This is a genomic window from Shewanella oneidensis MR-1, assembly GCF_000146165.2.
GTDB lineage: Bacteria > Pseudomonadota > Gammaproteobacteria > Enterobacterales > Shewanellaceae > Shewanella > Shewanella oneidensis.
Genome location: NC_004347.2, coordinates 3,551,245 through 3,568,449, shown reverse-complemented (window position 1 = coordinate 3,568,449; position 17,205 = coordinate 3,551,245). Strand labels below are relative to the sequence as shown.

Annotated in this window: 13 protein-coding genes and 8 tRNA genes; 15 read left to right on the top strand and 6 right to left on the bottom strand. The window is 44.7% G+C overall.

The window, feature by feature from the left end:
* Nucleotides 1-75: 75 nt before the first annotated feature.
* The 9 genes from csrA to SO_RS15970 all read left to right on the top strand — a co-directional run bounded on the left by csrA (nt 76) and on the right by SO_RS15970 (nt 1,473).
* Nucleotides 76-273 carry a carbon storage regulator CsrA gene (gene csrA, locus SO_RS16010; protein ID WP_006082602.1) on the top strand — a complete coding sequence of 66 codons (198 nt, stop codon included), beginning with the start codon at nt 76-78 and terminating at the stop codon, nt 271-273.
* A gap of 203 nt (nt 274-476) precedes the next feature.
* Nucleotides 477-568 (top strand) — tRNA-Ser (locus SO_RS16005).
* A gap of 20 nt (nt 569-588) precedes the next feature.
* Nucleotides 589-665, top strand: a tRNA-Arg gene (locus tag SO_RS16000).
* 31 nt (nt 666-696) lie between these two features.
* A tRNA-Arg gene (locus tag SO_RS15995) sits at nt 697-773 on the top strand.
* 83 nt (nt 774-856) lie between these two features.
* A tRNA-Arg gene (locus SO_RS15990) sits at nt 857-933 on the top strand.
* Nucleotides 934-976: 43 nt separating this feature from the next.
* Nucleotides 977-1,053 (top strand) — tRNA-Arg (locus SO_RS15985).
* Between the two features lie 43 nt (nt 1,054-1,096).
* A tRNA-Arg gene (locus tag SO_RS15980) sits at nt 1,097-1,173 on the top strand.
* A gap of 36 nt (nt 1,174-1,209) precedes the next feature.
* Nucleotides 1,210-1,301: transfer RNA gene (locus SO_RS15975), tRNA-Ser, on the top strand.
* A gap of 95 nt (nt 1,302-1,396) precedes the next feature.
* Nucleotides 1,397-1,473, top strand: a tRNA-Arg gene (locus SO_RS15970).
* A gap of 601 nt (nt 1,474-2,074) precedes the next feature.
* Here SO_RS15970 and SO_RS15965 read toward each other — a convergent pair.
* From SO_RS15965 to hpf, 3 genes are all read right to left on the bottom strand, one after another.
* Nucleotides 2,075-4,951, bottom strand: a complete 2,877-nt coding sequence (locus tag SO_RS15965) for a valine--tRNA ligase (RefSeq protein WP_011073282.1) — start codon at nt 4,949-4,951, stop codon at nt 2,075-2,077.
* A gap of 15 nt (nt 4,952-4,966) precedes the next feature.
* Nucleotides 4,967-5,431, bottom strand: coding sequence for a DNA polymerase III subunit chi (locus tag SO_RS15960; protein ID WP_011073281.1), 465 nt, complete (start codon nt 5,429-5,431; stop codon nt 4,967-4,969).
* Nucleotides 5,432-6,507: 1,076 nt separating this feature from the next.
* Nucleotides 6,508-6,864: a ribosome hibernation-promoting factor, HPF/YfiA family gene (gene hpf, locus SO_RS15955; RefSeq protein WP_011073280.1), complete on the bottom strand. Its 357-nt coding sequence runs from the start codon at nt 6,862-6,864 to the stop codon at nt 6,508-6,510.
* A 300-nt stretch (nt 6,865-7,164) separates the two neighbouring features.
* On the opposite strand from hpf, the gene SO_RS15950 reads away from it, so the two are divergent.
* Nucleotides 7,165-7,857, top strand: a complete 693-nt coding sequence (locus tag SO_RS15950; protein ID WP_011073279.1) for a cytochrome b/b6 domain-containing protein — start codon at nt 7,165-7,167, stop codon at nt 7,855-7,857.
* An 82-nt stretch (nt 7,858-7,939) separates the two neighbouring features.
* Here the strand turns inward: SO_RS15950 and SO_RS15945 are convergent, their stop codons facing one another.
* Nucleotides 7,940-8,389: a c-type cytochrome gene (locus tag SO_RS15945; protein ID WP_011073278.1), complete on the bottom strand. Its 450-nt coding sequence runs from the start codon at nt 8,387-8,389 to the stop codon at nt 7,940-7,942.
* A 189-nt stretch (nt 8,390-8,578) separates the two neighbouring features.
* On the opposite strand from SO_RS15945, the gene trpR reads away from it, so the two are divergent.
* On the top strand, nt 8,579-8,854 hold the full coding sequence (trpR, locus tag SO_RS15940; RefSeq protein ID WP_011073277.1) for a trp operon repressor: 276 nt from the start codon (nt 8,579-8,581) through the stop codon (nt 8,852-8,854).
* A 32-nt stretch (nt 8,855-8,886) separates the two neighbouring features.
* Here the strand turns inward: trpR and SO_RS15935 are convergent, their stop codons facing one another.
* Both SO_RS15935 and slyD read right to left on the bottom strand, forming a co-directional pair.
* A complete protein-coding gene (locus SO_RS15935; RefSeq protein ID WP_011073276.1) occupies nt 8,887-9,264 on the bottom strand; it encodes a hypothetical protein in 378 nt (125 codons plus the stop codon).
* 192 nt (nt 9,265-9,456) lie between these two features.
* On the bottom strand, nt 9,457-10,125 hold the full coding sequence (gene slyD / locus SO_RS15930; RefSeq protein WP_011073275.1) for a peptidylprolyl isomerase: 669 nt from the start codon (nt 10,123-10,125) through the stop codon (nt 9,457-9,459).
* A gap of 641 nt (nt 10,126-10,766) precedes the next feature.
* Here slyD and thrA point away from each other — a divergent pair.
* The 4 genes from thrA (at nt 10,767) to SO_RS15910 (ending at nt 17,027) form a co-directional block, all read left to right on the top strand.
* Complete coding sequence (gene thrA / locus SO_RS15925; protein WP_011073273.1) at nt 10,767-13,235, top strand: bifunctional aspartate kinase/homoserine dehydrogenase I; 2,469 nt, start codon at nt 10,767-10,769, stop codon at nt 13,233-13,235.
* Nucleotides 13,232-14,170, top strand: a complete 939-nt coding sequence (thrB, locus tag SO_RS15920; protein WP_011073272.1) for a homoserine kinase — start codon at nt 13,232-13,234, stop codon at nt 14,168-14,170. Before thrA ends, thrB begins: the two co-directional genes overlap by 4 nt.
* A 72-nt stretch (nt 14,171-14,242) precedes the next feature.
* Nucleotides 14,243-15,526: a threonine synthase gene (thrC, locus tag SO_RS15915; protein ID WP_011073271.1), complete on the top strand. Its 1,284-nt coding sequence runs from the start codon at nt 14,243-14,245 to the stop codon at nt 15,524-15,526.
* 616 nt (nt 15,527-16,142) lie between these two features.
* Entirely contained in the window at nt 16,143-17,027 is an 885-nt protein-coding gene (locus tag SO_RS15910) for a substrate-binding periplasmic protein (RefSeq protein ID WP_011073270.1), read from the top strand.
* Nucleotides 17,028-17,205 lie beyond the last annotated feature (178 nt).

Genomic DNA, 17,205 nt, shown 5'->3' with positions numbered 1-17,205 from the left:
GCTGACCCTATAATAAGCTCATCTACCGGATGAGTGCCGTGTGTAAGCTGAATTAAGACATAAAGGAGCTATCGAATGCTGATTTTGACTCGTCGTGTTGGCGAAACACTGATGATTGGTGATGAAGTCACAGTTACTGTGCTAGGGGTAAAAGGCAATCAAGTGCGTATTGGTGTGAATGCACCGAAAGAGGTTTCTGTTCACCGCGAAGAAATCTACCAACGCATTCAATCTGAAAAATCAGGTACGCCTTCTGAAGGCGGTAACTTTTAATACAAAGCTTATGCGCGTATTAGCTAGATAAAAAAGTCAGTTTTTTAACTGACTTTTTTATTTTTGAAACCGAAAGATTGGCGTAAATCAACACATTGGCTTGATATAACAGCAATGTGATTAAAAACAGTTCAAATGGAATCGGTTTCAGAAAAAGGGTTTGACTTATTTTCGTCAAACAGTAATATGTGCGCCAAGAAAACGGAGAGGTGGCCGAGTGGCCGAAGGCGCTCCCCTGCTAAGGGAGTATGGGCTTTATCTCCCATCGAGGGTTCGAATCCCTCCTTCTCCGCCATTTCTTACCGATAAAAAACTGCGCGTGTAGCTCAGCTGGATAGAGTACCTGGCTACGAACCAGGCGGTCGGAGGTTCGAATCCTTCCACGCGCACCATTTTTTATTAAAGCAAGATAAAGTACAAGTCGCGCATGTAGCTCAGCTGGATAGAGTACCTGGCTACGAACCAGGCGGTCGGAGGTTCGAATCCTTCCACGCGCACCATTTCTGCATCAGTTATGTTTAACTCATCAGGTTTGAATTTCAGGCGAAATTTTGTAGTTAATTGCTTCAGTAAGTATTTTTAAGCGCGTGTAGCTCAGCTGGATAGAGTACCTGGCTACGAACCAGGCGGTCGGAGGTTCGAATCCTTCCACGCGCACCATATTACATCTCAATGCTAAGGTGTGGAGATAAAAGTTTAAAATGCGCATGTAGCTCAGCTGGATAGAGTACCTGGCTACGAACCAGGCGGTCGGAGGTTCGACTCCTTCCATGCGCACCAATTAGCAGGCAGAGCCAAGGCTTTGTCAGCAAAATGAAAAAATGCGCGTGTAGCTCAGCTGGATAGAGTACCTGGCTACGAACCAGGCGGTCGGAGGTTCGACTCCTTCCACGCGCACCATTTTAGTAAGCAATAGCTTACAAATGCAGATTTTGCGGAGAGGTGGCCGAGTGGCCGAAGGCGCTCCCCTGCTAAGGGAGTATGGGCTTTATCTCCCATCGAGGGTTCGAATCCCTCCTTCTCCGCCATTCTATTCGCAGTGAATGGATTTTATTTGCGAGACTAAAGTGCTTCTTCTAGACTCTAGTCTGTTGATGAATTAGCAACTCAAGTGATCGATTTAGCGCGTGTAGCTCAGCTGGATAGAGTACCTGGCTACGAACCAGGCGGTCGGAGGTTCGAATCCTTCCACGCGCACCATCTATTGATAGATATAGATAAGCCTTGCATAACAGTGCAGGGCTTTTTTATTGGGATTTTTCCGCTGTATCTGCTTTGACCGCAATATCTTTGGTGCTTTAGAGCGTTGATAACCCTCCTTTTACGCTGCCTTATATACTAATCTCCGAGTGTGATTTTATCATCGTAGCTTGCTTCTAAGTGCATAATACCAATCGTATTAACTATCTGTTCATTCAGCGGGAGTTCAACGAGCTTTAGATAAGGCGAAGACTTGAAGGTATAGTGGTGCTCTGTCTAAAGCCTTAAACGTGTATCAAGCGCGTTGCCATGCAGTGGACATCAGCCGCCCTTCGGAAGCCTCACAGACATTCCACTTCTGTTGTTTTGACTTAAAAGGGAATAACCATTTCTGCGTCAATGCGCATTGGATTGAGATGCCTGTGAGCCTCTGAACTGAGTAGATATTTAATGTGATTGCTATAAGGACTGCATTATTAAGGAGCTTGTCTGTTATGCATTGTGAGGTGGATGGCACAACCAATTGATTATAATAAAGCTTGTTTTTTTGGATAAAGAAAAGGGCTGTATGAAACAGCCCTTAGGGGACGTGAGTTAGCTTTTATGCTTCTAACTTAGCAAATTCCGCTTTTTGCTCTGTTAACTTGTCAATATCGCGGCTGAGATCGGCCATTTTGGCGCGCTCTTTATCAATAACGGCTGGCGGCGCTTTTGCAACGAAACCTTCATTGGATAATTTACCTTCGATACGGGCAATTTCTTGGGTTAGTTTTTCAAGTTGTTTGTCGATACGGGCCATTTCGGCAGCCACATCAACCAGACCTGCCATCGGAATTAATAATTCCATCTCACCAATCAAACCCGTAGTTGACATCGGTGCTGTTTCACCTTCACCTAGAATCGTCATACTTTCTAAGCGTGCCAAGGTCGCGAAGAAGGCTTGGTTAGCTTCAATGCGGGCTTTATCTTGAGCACTCACGCCGCGTAATAAGGCGTTTAATGGCTTAGAAGGCGCAATATTGAGCTCTGCACGGATATTACGTACAGCAACAATCACTTGCTTAACCCACTCGAGGTCGGCCATCGCGGTCGCATCCACTTTAGCTGCATCAAATGCAGGGAATGGCGCCAGCATAATGGTGTCACCTTGGACGCCAGTCAGCGGTTTAACGCGTTGCCAGATGGTTTCAGTGATGTACGGCATCATTGGATGCATCAGACGTTGCATCGCTTCTAAAACATTGACCAGCGTATGACGCGTACCACGCATTTGCGCTTCGGTGCCGTTTTGCAGGACAGGCTTAGTTAACTCTAAGTACCAATCGCAGAACTGATTCCAAGTGAACTCGTACAACGTGTTAGCTGCGAGATCGAAGCGGTAGCTTGCCATGTGCTCGTCATAGGTTTTTACGGTTTGGTTGAATAAATCGATGATCCAGCGATCCGCCAGTGACAGTTCCATCTCGCCGCCTTGGTAGTCCGGAGAGTTCGGGCCGCAATCTTGGCCTTCGGTATTCATCAGCACGTAGCGTGACGCGTTCCATAACTTGTTACAGAAGCTGCGGTAACCGTCTAAACGTTTCATGTCCCAATTGATATCACGGCCCGTTGAGGCCATTGCCGCCAGAGTAAAGCGCAGGGCATCAGTACCGTGAGCTTCGATACCGTTCTCGAATTCTTTACGGGTGCTCTTTTCGATCTTGGCGGCTAGCTGAGGCTGCATCATGTTGCCAGTACGTTTTTCAACGAGGGTTTCAAGATCGATACCGTCGATCATATCTAATGGGTCAAGTACATTGCCCTTAGATTTTGACATCTTATTGCCCGCTTCATCGCGGATAAGACCCGTCACGTAGACGGTTTTGAATGGTACTTGTGGTTTACCATCTTCATCTTTGATGAAGTGCATGGTCATCATGATCATACGGGCAACCCAGAAGAAGATGATGTCAAAACCAGTTACCAACACGTCGGTTGGATGGAAGGTTTTTAAATCTTCAACATTGTCAGGCCAGCCTAAGGTGGAGAATGTCCACAGCGCTGAGCTGAACCAAGTATCCAATACATCTTCATCTTGGCGTAGGGCGATTGCATCATCGATATCGTGCTTAGCACGCACTTCTGCTTCGGTGCGGCCTACATAGACCTTACCGTTTGTGTCGTACCAAGCTGGGATGCGGTGCCCCCACCATAATTGGCGAGAAATACACCAATCTTGAATGTCGCGCATCCAAGAGAAGTACATGTTTTCGTACTGCTGTGGCACGAACTTGATATCGCCATTTTCAACGGCTTCGATTGCGGTTTTGGCCATAGGCGCAACTGCTACGTACCATTGGTCGGTCAGCATTGGCTCGATAACTACACCAGAACGGTCACCATAGGGCACTTTTAAGCCGTGCGGCGCGATTTTCTCGAGCAGGCCTAAGGTTTCAAATTCGGCAACGATGGCATCACGGGCTTTGAAACGATCTAAACCTGCGTAGCGCTCGGGTAGGCTGCCATCTAAGCTGGTGTTGATGGTGCCATCAGTGTTAACCACTTCTGCTGATGAGCGAATGGCTGCATCTAAGGTTAACACGTTGAACATGGGCAGCTTGTGGCGCTTACCAACTTCATAGTCATTAAAGTCGTGGGCAGGAGTGATTTTCACACAACCTGTACCAAAAGCCATGTCCACATAATCATCGGCAACGATTGGGATGCGACGATTCACGATAGGCAGCAGAATATATTTGCCAATCAATGCTTGATAACGTTCATCATCAGGGTGAACCGCCACCGCGCTATCGCCCAGCATAGTTTCCGGACGAGTGGTGGCAACTTCTAAATAATCTTTACCATCCGCGGTCAGTTCACCGTCGGCCAGTGGATAACGCAGATGCCACATATGGCCTTGTTTCTCTTTGTTTTCCACTTCGAGATCAGAAATTGCGGTATGCAGTTTAGGATCCCAGTTTACTAAGCGTTTTCCACGGTAAATCAAATCGTCTTCGTAGAGACGGACAAACACTTCTTGAACGGCTTTTGACAAACCTTCATCCATGGTAAAACGCTCGCGATCCCAATCAACCGATGCGCCCATACGACGTAGCTGCTTAGTGATGGTGCCGCCAGATTGTGCTTTCCATTCCCAAACTTTTTCCATAAAGACATCACGACCAAGATCATGGCGGCTCTTGCCTTCTTCAGCTTCAAGCTTACGCTCAACCAGCATTTGCGTCGCAATACCAGCGTGATCTGTACCGACCTGCCACAGGGTATTTTTACCCTTCATACGTTGGTAGCGGATCAAGGTATCCATGATGGTATCTTGGAAGGCGTGACCCATGTGCAGGCTACCCGTCACGTTGGGCGGCGGGATCATGATGCAATAGTTGCCCTGTGAGGCATCGCCGTGGGGTTTAAAATAACCTTTCTCTTCCCAGTTTTGGTAAAGAGTCTGCTCAATGGACTGAGGATCGTATGTTTTTTCCATGGGAACGTATCTGTCTCAAACTAAATTAAGTGGATGTGTCGCTAGATTTTGGGTTGTTAATTCAATCCCTAGGCCACGGTATTGGCGGTAGCGTTCACGTGCTATCACTTTATGTTGGTCGTCATTAGCCACAAAATCGAAGATTTGACCAAAGTTTACCGCAAATGGCGGTACTTGGTCTGCAAGATTAATCAGAAGTTGGCGACTTTTGTTAGGTCCAAGTCGATCAAAACCGATTTCAACGGGTGAACCAGTGGTTGGGCCTTCACCTTTTAGGTTGTGTGGGACAAAAGCACTGGGATCAAACTGCCACAATAACTCGTCAATTTCGAAGGCTACATTTTTATCTTGGCAATGAATGTAGACCTGTTGTTGGTCTATAAACGCTCGTTGGGATAGGCGGCAAGCCAATTGGTATAAATCACTCAGAGCTGTGTTTTCGCCCGTTGGTGGCATCAGATAAAACAGCGCTTGTGTCATGATTTCAATGCCTTGCTTAAAGTTATAGACGAACGGATAAGTTTACACTAAAACTCAGGCGGGGTTAATGTTTGGTATGTGGGTTTTGAGTACTAAATTCGCGAGAATGGTTTATCTAATAATTAGGATATAGAGATGTAAACAGGAAAAATTAAAGCGCACCCGAAGGTGCGCTGGTTGATAAATTGGTCAAGCAAACTGTTCCTCCTCGTTTTTAGGTGTTGTTAACATTAAAGAATGTATTGCTTACTACTTGAATAAACGAATCTATACCCTTTACCACGAATTTTCGTTTATTAAACACTGTAACTCATTATTCAAAAACAAGAATGTAAATAAAGAATATTGGCTAAGATTAGTACACATGAGTACTTAGTATATTTGCTGTTAAGCAGCGAGCCTTGTTCCATATTATTTAGATTCTTCTTGCCAACTCAAAGCAATATTCGCGTCTGCTTATATTGCCGATAATGCTATTAACCTCCTAATATTGTTTGATTGTTCGAAGTTAAATTACAAAAAATATCAATGTAGTGCTTAAAAATTCTAGCGGTATTGCTAACGTCCTCCTCTCTCAGTATTAACATCTATTAGCTATCGCAATTTGCTTGTAACATATAGCGGTTTAAGAGTATGGATCTAATTCTGGAAACGATGTAACAGACAACTCCCTAGTGGTGGTTTGCTTACAATCCCAATTAATGAGTCTTCATTAGCCATAAATTTCTATTTTTTCAGTACTCCATTTAGTGTTAAACCATAAATAAAGAAGTTAAACTGTTCAATTTAATACTAATATTTTGATATGTAGATAAATTCTAAGTTGCTGATATCTTGTGGTTTTGTGTTATTTAAGACTCCTTGTCATAGTACTTAATATATTTTTATAAATTCACATCACTTCGATTCTGATGTCACTTAGTAAAGTGTAGTAGTTATTTAAAGATTCACATTTTTTTTACTAACCATTAAAGCATTTTTTCAAAATTGTGTAAAAATGTTATCTATTAAACTGTATCTACTTAATATCTCTCGAAGTGATGTGGTCTCGCTCTAACGCACTAACATCGAGTAAATTAGGCGGCATCTTCCTCCTCGTAATCCTCCTCTACATTTATTGCTTCTTCAGAGTGATCAATTGATGCAAAACGTTGTGCCTCGGGTTTATGGGTTAATCGATTGAGCTGTTTCTCTAATTTTTGACCCATAGCAGTGATAGCTGCATAAAGATTATCGTGTTTAGCTTGAGCAAAAAGTTCTCCATTTGGGATGCCAACCGATGCTTCAATTTTGAAACCAGGTTTCTCCTCGGTGATAATGACATGGGGATTAATCAACTGCACATCGTGCCTAGAAAGTTTCTCGAAACGGCTTTCAATGCGTTCACGGATTGGGGCAGTTACTTCTAATTGTTTGCTCGTAATCTTTAGCATATGTCGAACCTTCTATTTGTTTTCTTCGGTTTCAGATTACCAATCTATGCCTTTAAAAACGAGAGTTAAATCACACTTTTTACCCGGTTCGATACTGTTCGTTGGATATTTGATCGCTTAGACAAATCTCGGGGATTCTTGGTCGAAAAGACTTGAATTACCAGCCAGAACAGGCCATATTCGATGGGATAACTGCACCGTCTTTCCCCTGATTTACCTATCTTTACTTTAAGTTTTCCACAAGATCCCGATAGAATACCCACTAATTCAATTTCATTGCTCAGGTAAGTGGTAGGTATTATGGAAACCGAACATATCAAGGTTAGAGTCTGGGATTTATCCACGCGCTTTTTTCATTGGGCCATGGTGGCGCTGATGGCATTACTATGGTGGAGTGCCGATGCGGGAGAAATGCAATGGCATCAGATTTTTGCTTACAGTCTGTTAATCTTGATTGGTTTTCGGCTGTTATGGGGCTTGTTCGGCAGTGATACCGCTAAATTCAGCCATTTTGTTCATCATCCCAAGGTCGTGCTCGCCTATTTGAAAGATGTGCGTTCAAAAGGGTTATCTGTGGTACTAGGGCATAATCCGATGGGCGGATACATGGTCATAGCGCTGATTACTATTATTAGTCTGCAGTTAGTCACGGGATTATTTGTAACTGATGATGTGTTTACTGAGGGCCCTTTATATAGCTACGTTAGCTCCGATACCAGTACTTTCCTGACTTGGCTGCATAAGATGAATTTTAACGTGATCCTACTACTGATTGTTGTGCATGTATTAGCTGTGGTTGTGCATGCGGTGAAAGGGGACAAGCTAGTTGGTGCAATGCTCAGTGGCTATAAGCGCATTCCTCAGCGCGAAAATGCTATTGCTGCTAAATCACCGTTAGTTTTTAAGTCTCAATGGCTTGCGCTTATTATTGTGCTGATGCTCGCAGGTTTGGTTTTTGCCAATTTAATGTGGCCAATAGTGCAAGTGTTATAGCGTTGATATCGTTTAGGGTGCATATGTGAGAATAAAAAAGCCTGCAGTAATCGCAGGCTTTTTTAATAACTCAGTCAATCAATTAGTCTTTTTTGTAAACGTCATGACATCCTTTACAGCTCTTACCTGTATCCATAAAGGCTTGCTTGATTTCAGCTTGGTCACCTTTTTGAGCTACGGTAGCAAGAATGGCTGCATTTTCTTGGAAGGTTTTCATCTTAGCGTCAAAGTCGGCCTTATCTTGCCAAACTTTTGCGAGTGCTTCGGTATCGCCTTTATCTGAACCGTCAATAAAACCTTCAAAAGGGATGTGTGAAAGCGCAGCAACATTTTTTGCGCGCATCGCAAAGGTTTCAGCATCGAAAGGCTTTTTACCTTTCATCATGGCGCCCATATCACCAAAGTTATAAGCAATTAGGCTGAATCCAGATTGGCGATATTGAATCGCATCTTTTGCATCTTCAAAATTGTGTGCTTGAGCAGTTGAAGCCAATAAGGTACCGGCAACGAGAGTTAGGAGTATTTTTTTCATCGTATTCTCACAAATTAGCGTCGAAGTGTGACATTGCACTGCTATTGTACACAAATTAACTTAATGTACTAGAAGCAAATTTGTCAGTTTTTGTCTAGAGAAGAGGGATAAACGTAACAAGTTATTTGTTGGCAGAGTAAATCTGCTAAACTGCCGTTGTAATGCTTAAACAATACTTATGGGGCGATTATGCGAGCCAATTGGGACTTAGTATTAGAAAAAATTTTGAGCCATGGGAATTATGAAGAGCTGTCGGTATTATTCCATTTATTGCTGACAGAGGAAGAGCGCAGCGCTATTGCCGGTCGGCTAAAAGTGTTTCAGCTATTGCTAAATGGAGAAATGAGCCAAAGGCAAATTGCAGCCGAGTATCAGGTGAGTATTGCGACCATTACCCGTTGTTCTAACTATTTAAAGAATATGGCACCAAGTCATAGGGATAAAATCCAACAACTCATCAGTTAATTATGTTCGGTGCCATTGGGCCGCAGATTTGATTAAAACTGGGGAGTGGCAGGAATTTTATGGCGACGGTGGATGGAGCGTCTAACGAGAATATACAAACTATAACTGAGTAACATAATGGCCAGCAAAGGATAAAGATTTTTAGGGAAAAATTTAAAAATGGCTAAGGCAGAGAAGAGATAAATAAAAGGCAGTAAATCGTAAATCGTCTTAGGAATATACCCTGATTTTCGGCGTTTGACGGGGTCGGTTCGGCGATTTTGAGAGCGTAAATTGTAAATTCTGGCGCCCAAAACAAATACAACAAAACCAGCAATCAGCGCATAATCAGGTTCGAGCAGCATAAAGCTTAAGCTGCCAGATATCATATAACTAAAGGGTAAAACTTCATATACAGGTTTTGCTAACATATGCACTCCATCGCCTGATGTTTATATCAATTTGAATATATTGATTTTACAGCTGAAAATGCTGTTTTATCTTAAACGTCCCTATTTACCTGCTGATTATACTCATTTGACGATAAAAAAAGCACCTCCTTATTTAAGGAAGTGCTTTTTTATCAGCTCCTCAGGGGGGGCTATTAGGCTTTGCTGCCTATATTAGCCGCGGCAGCCGCAACCACCGTTGCCATCACAACCCGCTTTGGGTGTGTCACAAGCTTCGTGATCATGGTCATGGTGGTGATGGTCATGGTCATGGTCATCAGAGCCACCACAACAGCCACCAGCATCATTGCCTGAACCGCCACAGCATCCGCCGCCATGGCTGTGATCATGGCTATGTCCATGGCCACCGCATCCGCCGTGGGCATGAATATGGCCATGGGCAATTTCTTCCGCTGTCGCTTCACGCACATCGATGATTTCAATGTTAAAACTGAGTGCTTGGCCCGCTAATGGGTGGTTACCATCAACGATCACAACATCGTCTTTTACTTCAACAACTTGAACTGGACGCTGACCCATTTCGGTTTCGGCAATAAAGCGCATACCTGGCACGATATCTTCGATATCACCGAATGCTTCTAATGGTACCGCTTGGCGTAGACCATCATGGTATGGGCCATAGGCCTCTTCGGCGCTGATCGTTACGTCCAGTTTTTCGCCCTTGGCTTTACCTTCTAATGCGGCTTCTAATCCTGGGATCAGGTTTTCTGTACCATGCAGATAGAGCATAGGTTCGGCATCAAAAGAGTTTTCTAAAAGTCTGCCTTCTTGATCTGATAAACGGTAATGAATGGTTACCGCACTGTGTTGGGTGATCTTCATATCGCCTCCGGTTCGGAATGTGCGCGCATAATAACGCGCTTTTGTGGCGCTGGCGATAATTTGAAGTTGCTTATGTTAGATATCGCACAGCTTTTTGTTGGTGGGATTAACCGTCATTTATGATGATAGAAATGCTGAATTGTGATTTTGTACGCATTGCTCTTCGTTGGCAGCTAAAACAGCTTTAAAAGCCTTAATCATATTGAAGTAAAAAATTGTCATTATAATTTATTGAATTTTAATATGTTAAACCGTTTGCAATTGTGCTGCATTACGTTTACGTCAACAGTTATCTGTTGAGGAAAACGTATTTTTACCCTATGAAAACTTGATATTTATTAATCTTGTACCACTAATTTACCCAAGTGAAAGATTTGTTCATAAATAATCCATTTCAGGGGTTGACAAGTCTGGGGGAAAAAAGCAATTCTGTTTTACATCACATTGACATGGATTAGCCCAAACGTATGCATAGCCTAGGTTTCGTAGTAATTACTATTATTACAACCACCACTACAACCAGAGTGGGGGCGGGCTGATACACCCTAAAGAATTTAACGACGAGCCCGCTTCCCACAAAGAAGCGGGCTTTTTTGTTTCTAGCTCTTATTTCTAAGTCGGGCGCGGTACAGGAGATCAAGATGAAAGTAATGAAATTTGGTGGTACCTCGCTGGCAAATTGGCAGCGATTTTCAATGGCGGCGGATATCGTCGCTAAAGCGGCAACAATGGAGCCTGTTGCAACTGTGCTCTCTGCGCCTGCAACCGTGACTAATGCCCTGCTAGAAATGGTGAATTTAGCGGTAAAAGGCGAAGATTATTCGCCTGTTATTCAGCATGTTGAGCGGGTTTTTACCTCTCTGTATCAAGATGCGGTGAGTTCAGGTTTATCGAGTACTCAAAGTGAGCTGCTTTTTGCAGGTCTTGGCGCGCAGCTTGCTCGTTGGCAAGATAGATTACACGGTATCACGTTGCTGCAAGAATGTCCTGACGGTATATGTGCCGAAATCGTGGTGGCGGGTGAGCGATTATCGGCGGCCCTAATGGAACAAGTTATGCTGGCCAAAGGTATTACCTCGGCGCAGCTTGATCCACGTAAGCTGTTTTTAGGCCGTGGTCGTCCGCTCGAGTCAGTGGTGGATATTGCTGTCAGTAAGCCGCGATTTAAGAATCTGTTGCTCGATGAAAAGCGTGTTTGGGTGATGCCTGGCTTTACCGCAGCCGATGAAGATGGCAAGGTCGTGACGTTAGGGCGTAATGGTTCTGACTACTCTGCTGCGGTGCTGGCTGCTTGTTTAGATGCCTCAAGCTGTGAGATTTGGACGGATGTCGATGGGGTTTACAATACCGATCCTCGCGTCGTAGCAGATGCTAAGTTGTTATCGCAGTTAAGTTATCAGGAGGCGATGGAACTATCGTATTTTGGTGCTAAGGTACTGCACCCTAAAACCATTGCACCGATTGCCCAGTTTCATATTCCTTGTTACATCAAAAACAGCTTTAACCCCGATGCGCCTGGGACTTTGGTCTCAAACCTTGCCGACGCAAGTGGGTTACAAGTTAAAGCCATTTCAAACCTCGATAATCAAACAATGTTTGATGTTTCAGGCCCTGGTATGAAGGGCATGGTCGGCATGGCGAGTCGCACACTGGCGGCGATTTCCCGTAGTGGCGTTTCTGTGTCTCTTATTACGCAAAGTTCTTGCGAATACAGCATCAGTTTCTGTGTGGCGACCAGTGAGTCCGCCAAGGTGAAATTGGCGCTGGAGCAAGAGTTTGAGTTAGAAATCAAAAGTGATTTACTCGAACCGATTGAAATGCGCCATGACTTAGCCATTGTCTCGTTAATTGGCGATGGTATGCGCACCCATAAAGGTGTCGCTGCGCGCTTTTTCCAAGCGTTAGCGCAGGCGAGTGTGAATATTATTGCGATTGCCCAAGGCTCTTCTGAACGTTCTATTTCAACAGTTATCGAACAGCGTAAGACCAAACATGCGGTAGCCGCCTGTCATCAGGGCTTTTTCGATGTGCAGCAGTATTTGGATGTGTTTTTAGTGGGTTGCGGCAATGTGGGCGCAGGCTTACTCGAGCAGATCAAACAACAGGCGATCGTGTTAAAAGAGCAGCATATTAGTATCCGTGTCTGCGGTATCGTGAATTCAAGCAAAATGTTACTCGATAGTGCGGGAATCGATTTAAACAATTGGCAAAACCTGCTTGCCGACAGTCAGCAGTCAAGTGATCTTCCTGCATTACTGGCGTGGGTAAAAGAGCAACAATTGTTAAACCCTGTGCTGGTGGATTGCACCTCGAGCGAACAAGTATCGAACCAGTATTTAGAGGTAATGAACGCCGGCATGCATGTCGTCACGCCCAATAAAAAGGCTAACACTCGCGATTACGCCTATTACCAAGCTCTGCGTCAGACCGCGTTGACACAGCGCCGTCAGTTCCTGTACGAGACCAACGTGGGCGCGGGATTACCCGTTATCGATAACTTGAAAAAACTGTTATTCGCTGGTGATAAATTACACAAGTTTAATGGCATTTTGTCAGGCTCTTTATCCTTTATCTTTGGCAAGCTTGATGAGGGGATGTCACTTTCTGAGGCGACTAAACTGGCGCGGGAGAAATGCTTTACTGAGCCCGATCCCCGTGATGATTTAAGTGGCATGGATGTGGCGCGTAAGGTACTGATTTTGGCCCGTGAAGTGGGGTTGAAACTTGAGTTAAGTGATATTGTTGTCGACTCAGTCTTGCCTGAAAGTTTTGATGATTCTGGCGATGTGGAAAGTTTTATGGCGCGTTTACCCGAGGCTGATGCGGCGATTGCGGCGCGAGTCGCTGAGGCGAAAGCGCAGGGTAAAGTGCTGCGCTATGTGGGGCAGATTGAAGAAGGCGCGTGCCATGTGCGCATAGCCGAAGTCGACGCCACCGATCCACTTTATAGCGTAAAAGGCGGGGAAAACGCCCTAGCATTCTACAGCCGTTATTATCAGCCCATTCCCTTTGTGCTGCGTGGATATGGTGCGGGCACAGAAGTGACAGCAGCTGGTGCCTTTGCTGATGTATTAAGAACTTTAAATTGGACTCGTGAGGTGAGTGTATGAGTTTGACCGTTTACGCTCCCGCCTCTATGGGGAATGTGGGGGTGGGTTTTGATTTATTGGGCGCGGCACTTGCACCCATCGATGGCAGTTTACTCGGCGATAGAGTCACTATTGCTGCGGCGGACGGGGGAGTGAGCCTCACTCAAGTGGGGGGGTGGGCGCATAAGTTACCCAGCAATCCCGAGGATAATATCGTTCATCAGTGTGCGGTGTTTTTCTTAAAAGCCCTCGGGAAAGAAAACCGAGGCGTGGCATTAACCCTAGAGAAAAACTTGCCCGTCGGCAGTGGCTTAGGCTCGAGCGCCAGTTCTGTGGTTGCAGCCCTGTATGCGCTGAACGAACATTTTGGTTGCCCCTACGATAAGCAAGCGCTACTCGAACTTATGGGTGAGTTTGAGGGTAAGATCAGCGGCAGTGTGCATTATGATAACGTTGCGCCCTGTTATTTAGGCGGCATGCAGCTGATGCTTAATGTGCCTGGTGCTATCTGCGAGGCGATCCCCAGTTTTAAACAATGGTATTGGGTGGTGGCGTACCCCGGGATTTCACTCTCTACGGCCATGATGCGTAAACTCATGCCAGAACAATACGATAAGTCTGTGGTCATCGATTTTGGCCGTTATTTAAGTGCTTTTGTGCACGCTTCTTATCAGCAAAACGCCCAGCTTGCTATCCAAGTATTAAAGGATGTACTGGCCGAACCTTACCGCGCAGCGGCGATTCCGGGTTATGACAATGCCAGAGCTGCACTCGCCGAATTAGGCATGTTAACCACTGGTATTTCGGGTAGCGGGCCAACCCTGTTTTCGGTGACAGACGATCTCGCCACCGCCAATGCTGCCAAAGCATGGTTAGAGGCCAATTATCTGACCGATGCGGGCGGCTTTGCCCATGTTTGCCGCCTCGATGAGCAAGGTACGCGCAGGGTTGACTAATTTTTCTTACTTTTAAAAGCATTAAGCCCAAGTCTTAAAGGCTTGGCATTAATTAAGGTCGAGTGAGTGAACATGGAACTATATAATTTAAAACACCCTTCGCAGACAGTGAGCTTTAAGGAAGCGGTGCAATTAGGACTCGGTAAAGACAGAGGGCTGTTTTTCCCAACTCAAATCCCGGTGTTGCATGATATTGAGGCGCTTTTGGCGATGCCTTTTGTCGAGCGTAGCAAAAAAGTACTTGGTGCTTGGCTCGCCTCTGAACTGGGTCAAGATATGGTAGATCAACTGGTTGAGCGTGCCTTTAACTTTGATTTACCCTTGGTGGCAGTCGATGAGCAACGTGCGTGCCTTGAACTCTTCCATGGGCCCACCTTAGCATTTAAGGATTTTGGGGCGCGTTTTATGGCGCAATGCATCAATGTCTTTGCTCAAGACTCGCGCTTAACCATTTTAACGGCAACATCAGGGGATACAGGGGCGGCAGTGGCCGATGCGTTTTATGGCCTCGAAAAAGTGAATGTTGTGGTGCTCTATCCTAAGGGCAAGATCAGTGAATTACAGGAAAAAATGTTCACTACTTTAGGCAAGAACATCCACACAGTCGCGGTGGCGTCAGACTTCGATGCATGCCAGCATTTAGTCAAACAGGCTTTTGAAGATAGCGATGTGCGTGATGGTTTGCATTTAAACTCGGCAAACTCAATCAACATCAGTCGCTTACTGGCACAGATTTGTTATTACTTCGAGGCGGTTGCCCAGTCGAAACAGCGTCACGAGGCCGACCCTGTAATTGCGGTGCCCAGTGGAAATTTTGGAAATCTGACCGCAGGCTTGTTTGCCAAAGCCATGGGGTTACCTGTCAAACGCTTTATCGCCGCGACCAACGCAAATGATACCGTTCCACGTTATTTAGATAGCGGTCATTGGCAACCCAATCCTACTCAAGCGACTATGTCCAATGCGATGGATGTGAGCGAGCCCAGCAACTGGCCGCGTGTCGAAGCTATTTGTGAGAAACTTGGTTGGCCACTGGCGGATTTAGTGGGTATTTGCTTGTCGGAAGCACAAACCTCGGAGGCGTTGGTAGATCTTTATGCGAAAGGTTATGTGTCTGAGCCCCATGCAGCGATTGCGGCTAAGGCGTTAACCTTGAATTTAGTGCCTGACGAAGTGGGGATCTTTTTAGGCACAGCCCATCCCGCTAAGTTTAAGGATGTGGTTGACAGGGAGCTTGCCCTTAACTTACCTCTGCCGCCAGAATTAAAAGCGGTAGCGCATAAACCGATATTATCTGCTGAATTAGCCGCTGATTTTGCCCAATTAAAAGCCCATTTATTTGCAGTATTAAGCTGACATTGTAAGCGACGATAAAGGGTATCAGGGTTAAATACAAAGGGAGTCGCTTGACTTCCTTTTTTATAAGTGTAGATAGTGTGTTGATTGTCGTTAACGGTACGCGACTTGTTTCATCCCTCATTTGAGTTAAATGCACTTTAGTTACCCGTCGATTTGCGATTGAAAAATTGGGTAACATTTTTTGTTTAAAGATTTATATCTGAATTTGGTTTTATCTTTATCGTCACTGTTTGTGCGGTTAAACCATAATAATTTCCGCGATATATTAAATAACCATATGATTTTAATGTTAATAAATGAGGTTTTTAACTTTTGTTAGTGGTGTCAATCGTCATATTCATAATCTGATTGATGCTTAAAGATTGACTGTCTTACGGGTGATAAATAAGGCTCTACTCATATAGCATGGTTGCAGACTTATATGGGTGAACGGACAAAAGTAGTTGCGATTATGCATCAATGCCTTCATTCATCTCAGTGAATTGAGTGAGCTGATTAACTTGATGGTATTGGATTAGGTTGCAGATTAATCTTAAAACTCAAAAAGCCGTGCTTGCTCACTGAGCATTAAGCAGTGAATCATCGAAAAATAACTCGAGACGAGGCAATGATAGTGCCAAAGTGCATTGTTCAGTTTAGCCATATCCTGCTGTTATATCTCTTTATCTTTCCCGCTTGGGGCGCGCCATCCGAGGCGAATTTTCCTGTTTGTTTAAATCCGCTTAACGTCGGTTATAACGATTGGCCTCCCTATGCATGGCAGGATGTTCAGGGCGAGGCTCAAGGACTGGATGTTGAATTGCTGCGTACTTTTGCTGAGTTTTTGGGGTGTGAGATTAAGTTTATCAATGTCCCAGCTAAGCGCTCACATCAAATGCTGAAAAGTGGCGCGTTAGATATGATGATGGGGGCAACAAAAATTATAGAGCGTGAGGAATATGCTTTTTTCTCAGAGCCATACCGTGATGAAGAGGTGCGCTTATTCGTATTGGACGAGAAAAAAGATAAGCTTAAGTTAGACCAATGGCAGGATATTTTCACTCAAAAATTACGGCTATTGGTACCGGTGAGTGGCTGGTATGGCGTGGACTATGAGGAGTCTCGGGAGCGTTTAGCCAAGGAAAATTTATTGGTACTGAGTCCCGATGCGGATAAATCGGTGCAAATGCTCACCTATGACAGAGCGGATCTGATTATAGGAGATGCTATGGCGATGCCTTATATTGCGAGCCAACATCAGGGCGTGAGGTTATTGGTACTTAACCCCATTTTGGATCATAACTCAATACACTTAATGCTCAGTAAACAGAGTATGTCTGCCCAACAATTAGCACAATTTAATCGTGCAATTAAGGCGTTAACAACTAATGGCGAAATTGCTCGGATTGTGCACAAATGGCAGCAAATTTCGCTGGCACAGCAAACAAAAATGAGTAATCAGCATGGTCCATTTAATCGCCTGTATGCAGGGCTATTAACGCTTGATTTAGCAAGATAAACATCATTGGAGTTATTGGTGTGGCAAACGTTAATCCTATGACACATTTGCTAAAACTTCTCTTATCTTAAGTTACTGCTCTCTTTATCAATTTCTGTTAGCTTGTTGAATTATTTTCTCAGACTTTGGGCAATTGTTGGTAAATTATGCCCACTTGAAAGTCCATTGCTAACAATAA

What these genes read in the sequence shown, in the direction of transcription:
- thrA (WP_011073273.1), top strand. Translation starts at nt 10,767, where the DNA reads ATGAAAGTAATGAAATTTGGTGGTACCTCGCTGGCAAATTGGCAGCGA.
- SO_RS15960 (WP_011073281.1), bottom strand. Translation starts at nt 5,431, where the DNA reads ATGACACAAGCGCTGTTTTATCTGATGCCACCAACGGGCGAAAACACA.
- slyD (WP_011073275.1), bottom strand. Translation starts at nt 10,125, where the DNA reads ATGAAGATCACCCAACACAGTGCGGTAACCATTCATTACCGTTTATCA.
- trpR (WP_011073277.1), top strand. Translation starts at nt 8,579, where the DNA reads ATGCGAGCCAATTGGGACTTAGTATTAGAAAAAATTTTGAGCCATGGG.
- SO_RS15945 (WP_011073278.1), bottom strand. Translation starts at nt 8,389, where the DNA reads ATGAAAAAAATACTCCTAACTCTCGTTGCCGGTACCTTATTGGCTTCA.
- hpf (WP_011073280.1), bottom strand. Translation starts at nt 6,864, where the DNA reads ATGCTAAAGATTACGAGCAAACAATTAGAAGTAACTGCCCCAATCCGT.
- thrC (WP_011073271.1), top strand. Translation starts at nt 14,243, where the DNA reads ATGGAACTATATAATTTAAAACACCCTTCGCAGACAGTGAGCTTTAAG.
- SO_RS15965 (WP_011073282.1), bottom strand. Translation starts at nt 4,951, where the DNA reads ATGGAAAAAACATACGATCCTCAGTCCATTGAGCAGACTCTTTACCAA.
- SO_RS15950 (WP_011073279.1), top strand. Translation starts at nt 7,165, where the DNA reads ATGGAAACCGAACATATCAAGGTTAGAGTCTGGGATTTATCCACGCGC.
- csrA (WP_006082602.1), top strand. Translation starts at nt 76, where the DNA reads ATGCTGATTTTGACTCGTCGTGTTGGCGAAACACTGATGATTGGTGAT.
- SO_RS15935 (WP_011073276.1), bottom strand. Translation starts at nt 9,264, where the DNA reads ATGTTAGCAAAACCTGTATATGAAGTTTTACCCTTTAGTTATATGATA.
- thrB (WP_011073272.1), top strand. Translation starts at nt 13,232, where the DNA reads ATGAGTTTGACCGTTTACGCTCCCGCCTCTATGGGGAATGTGGGGGTG.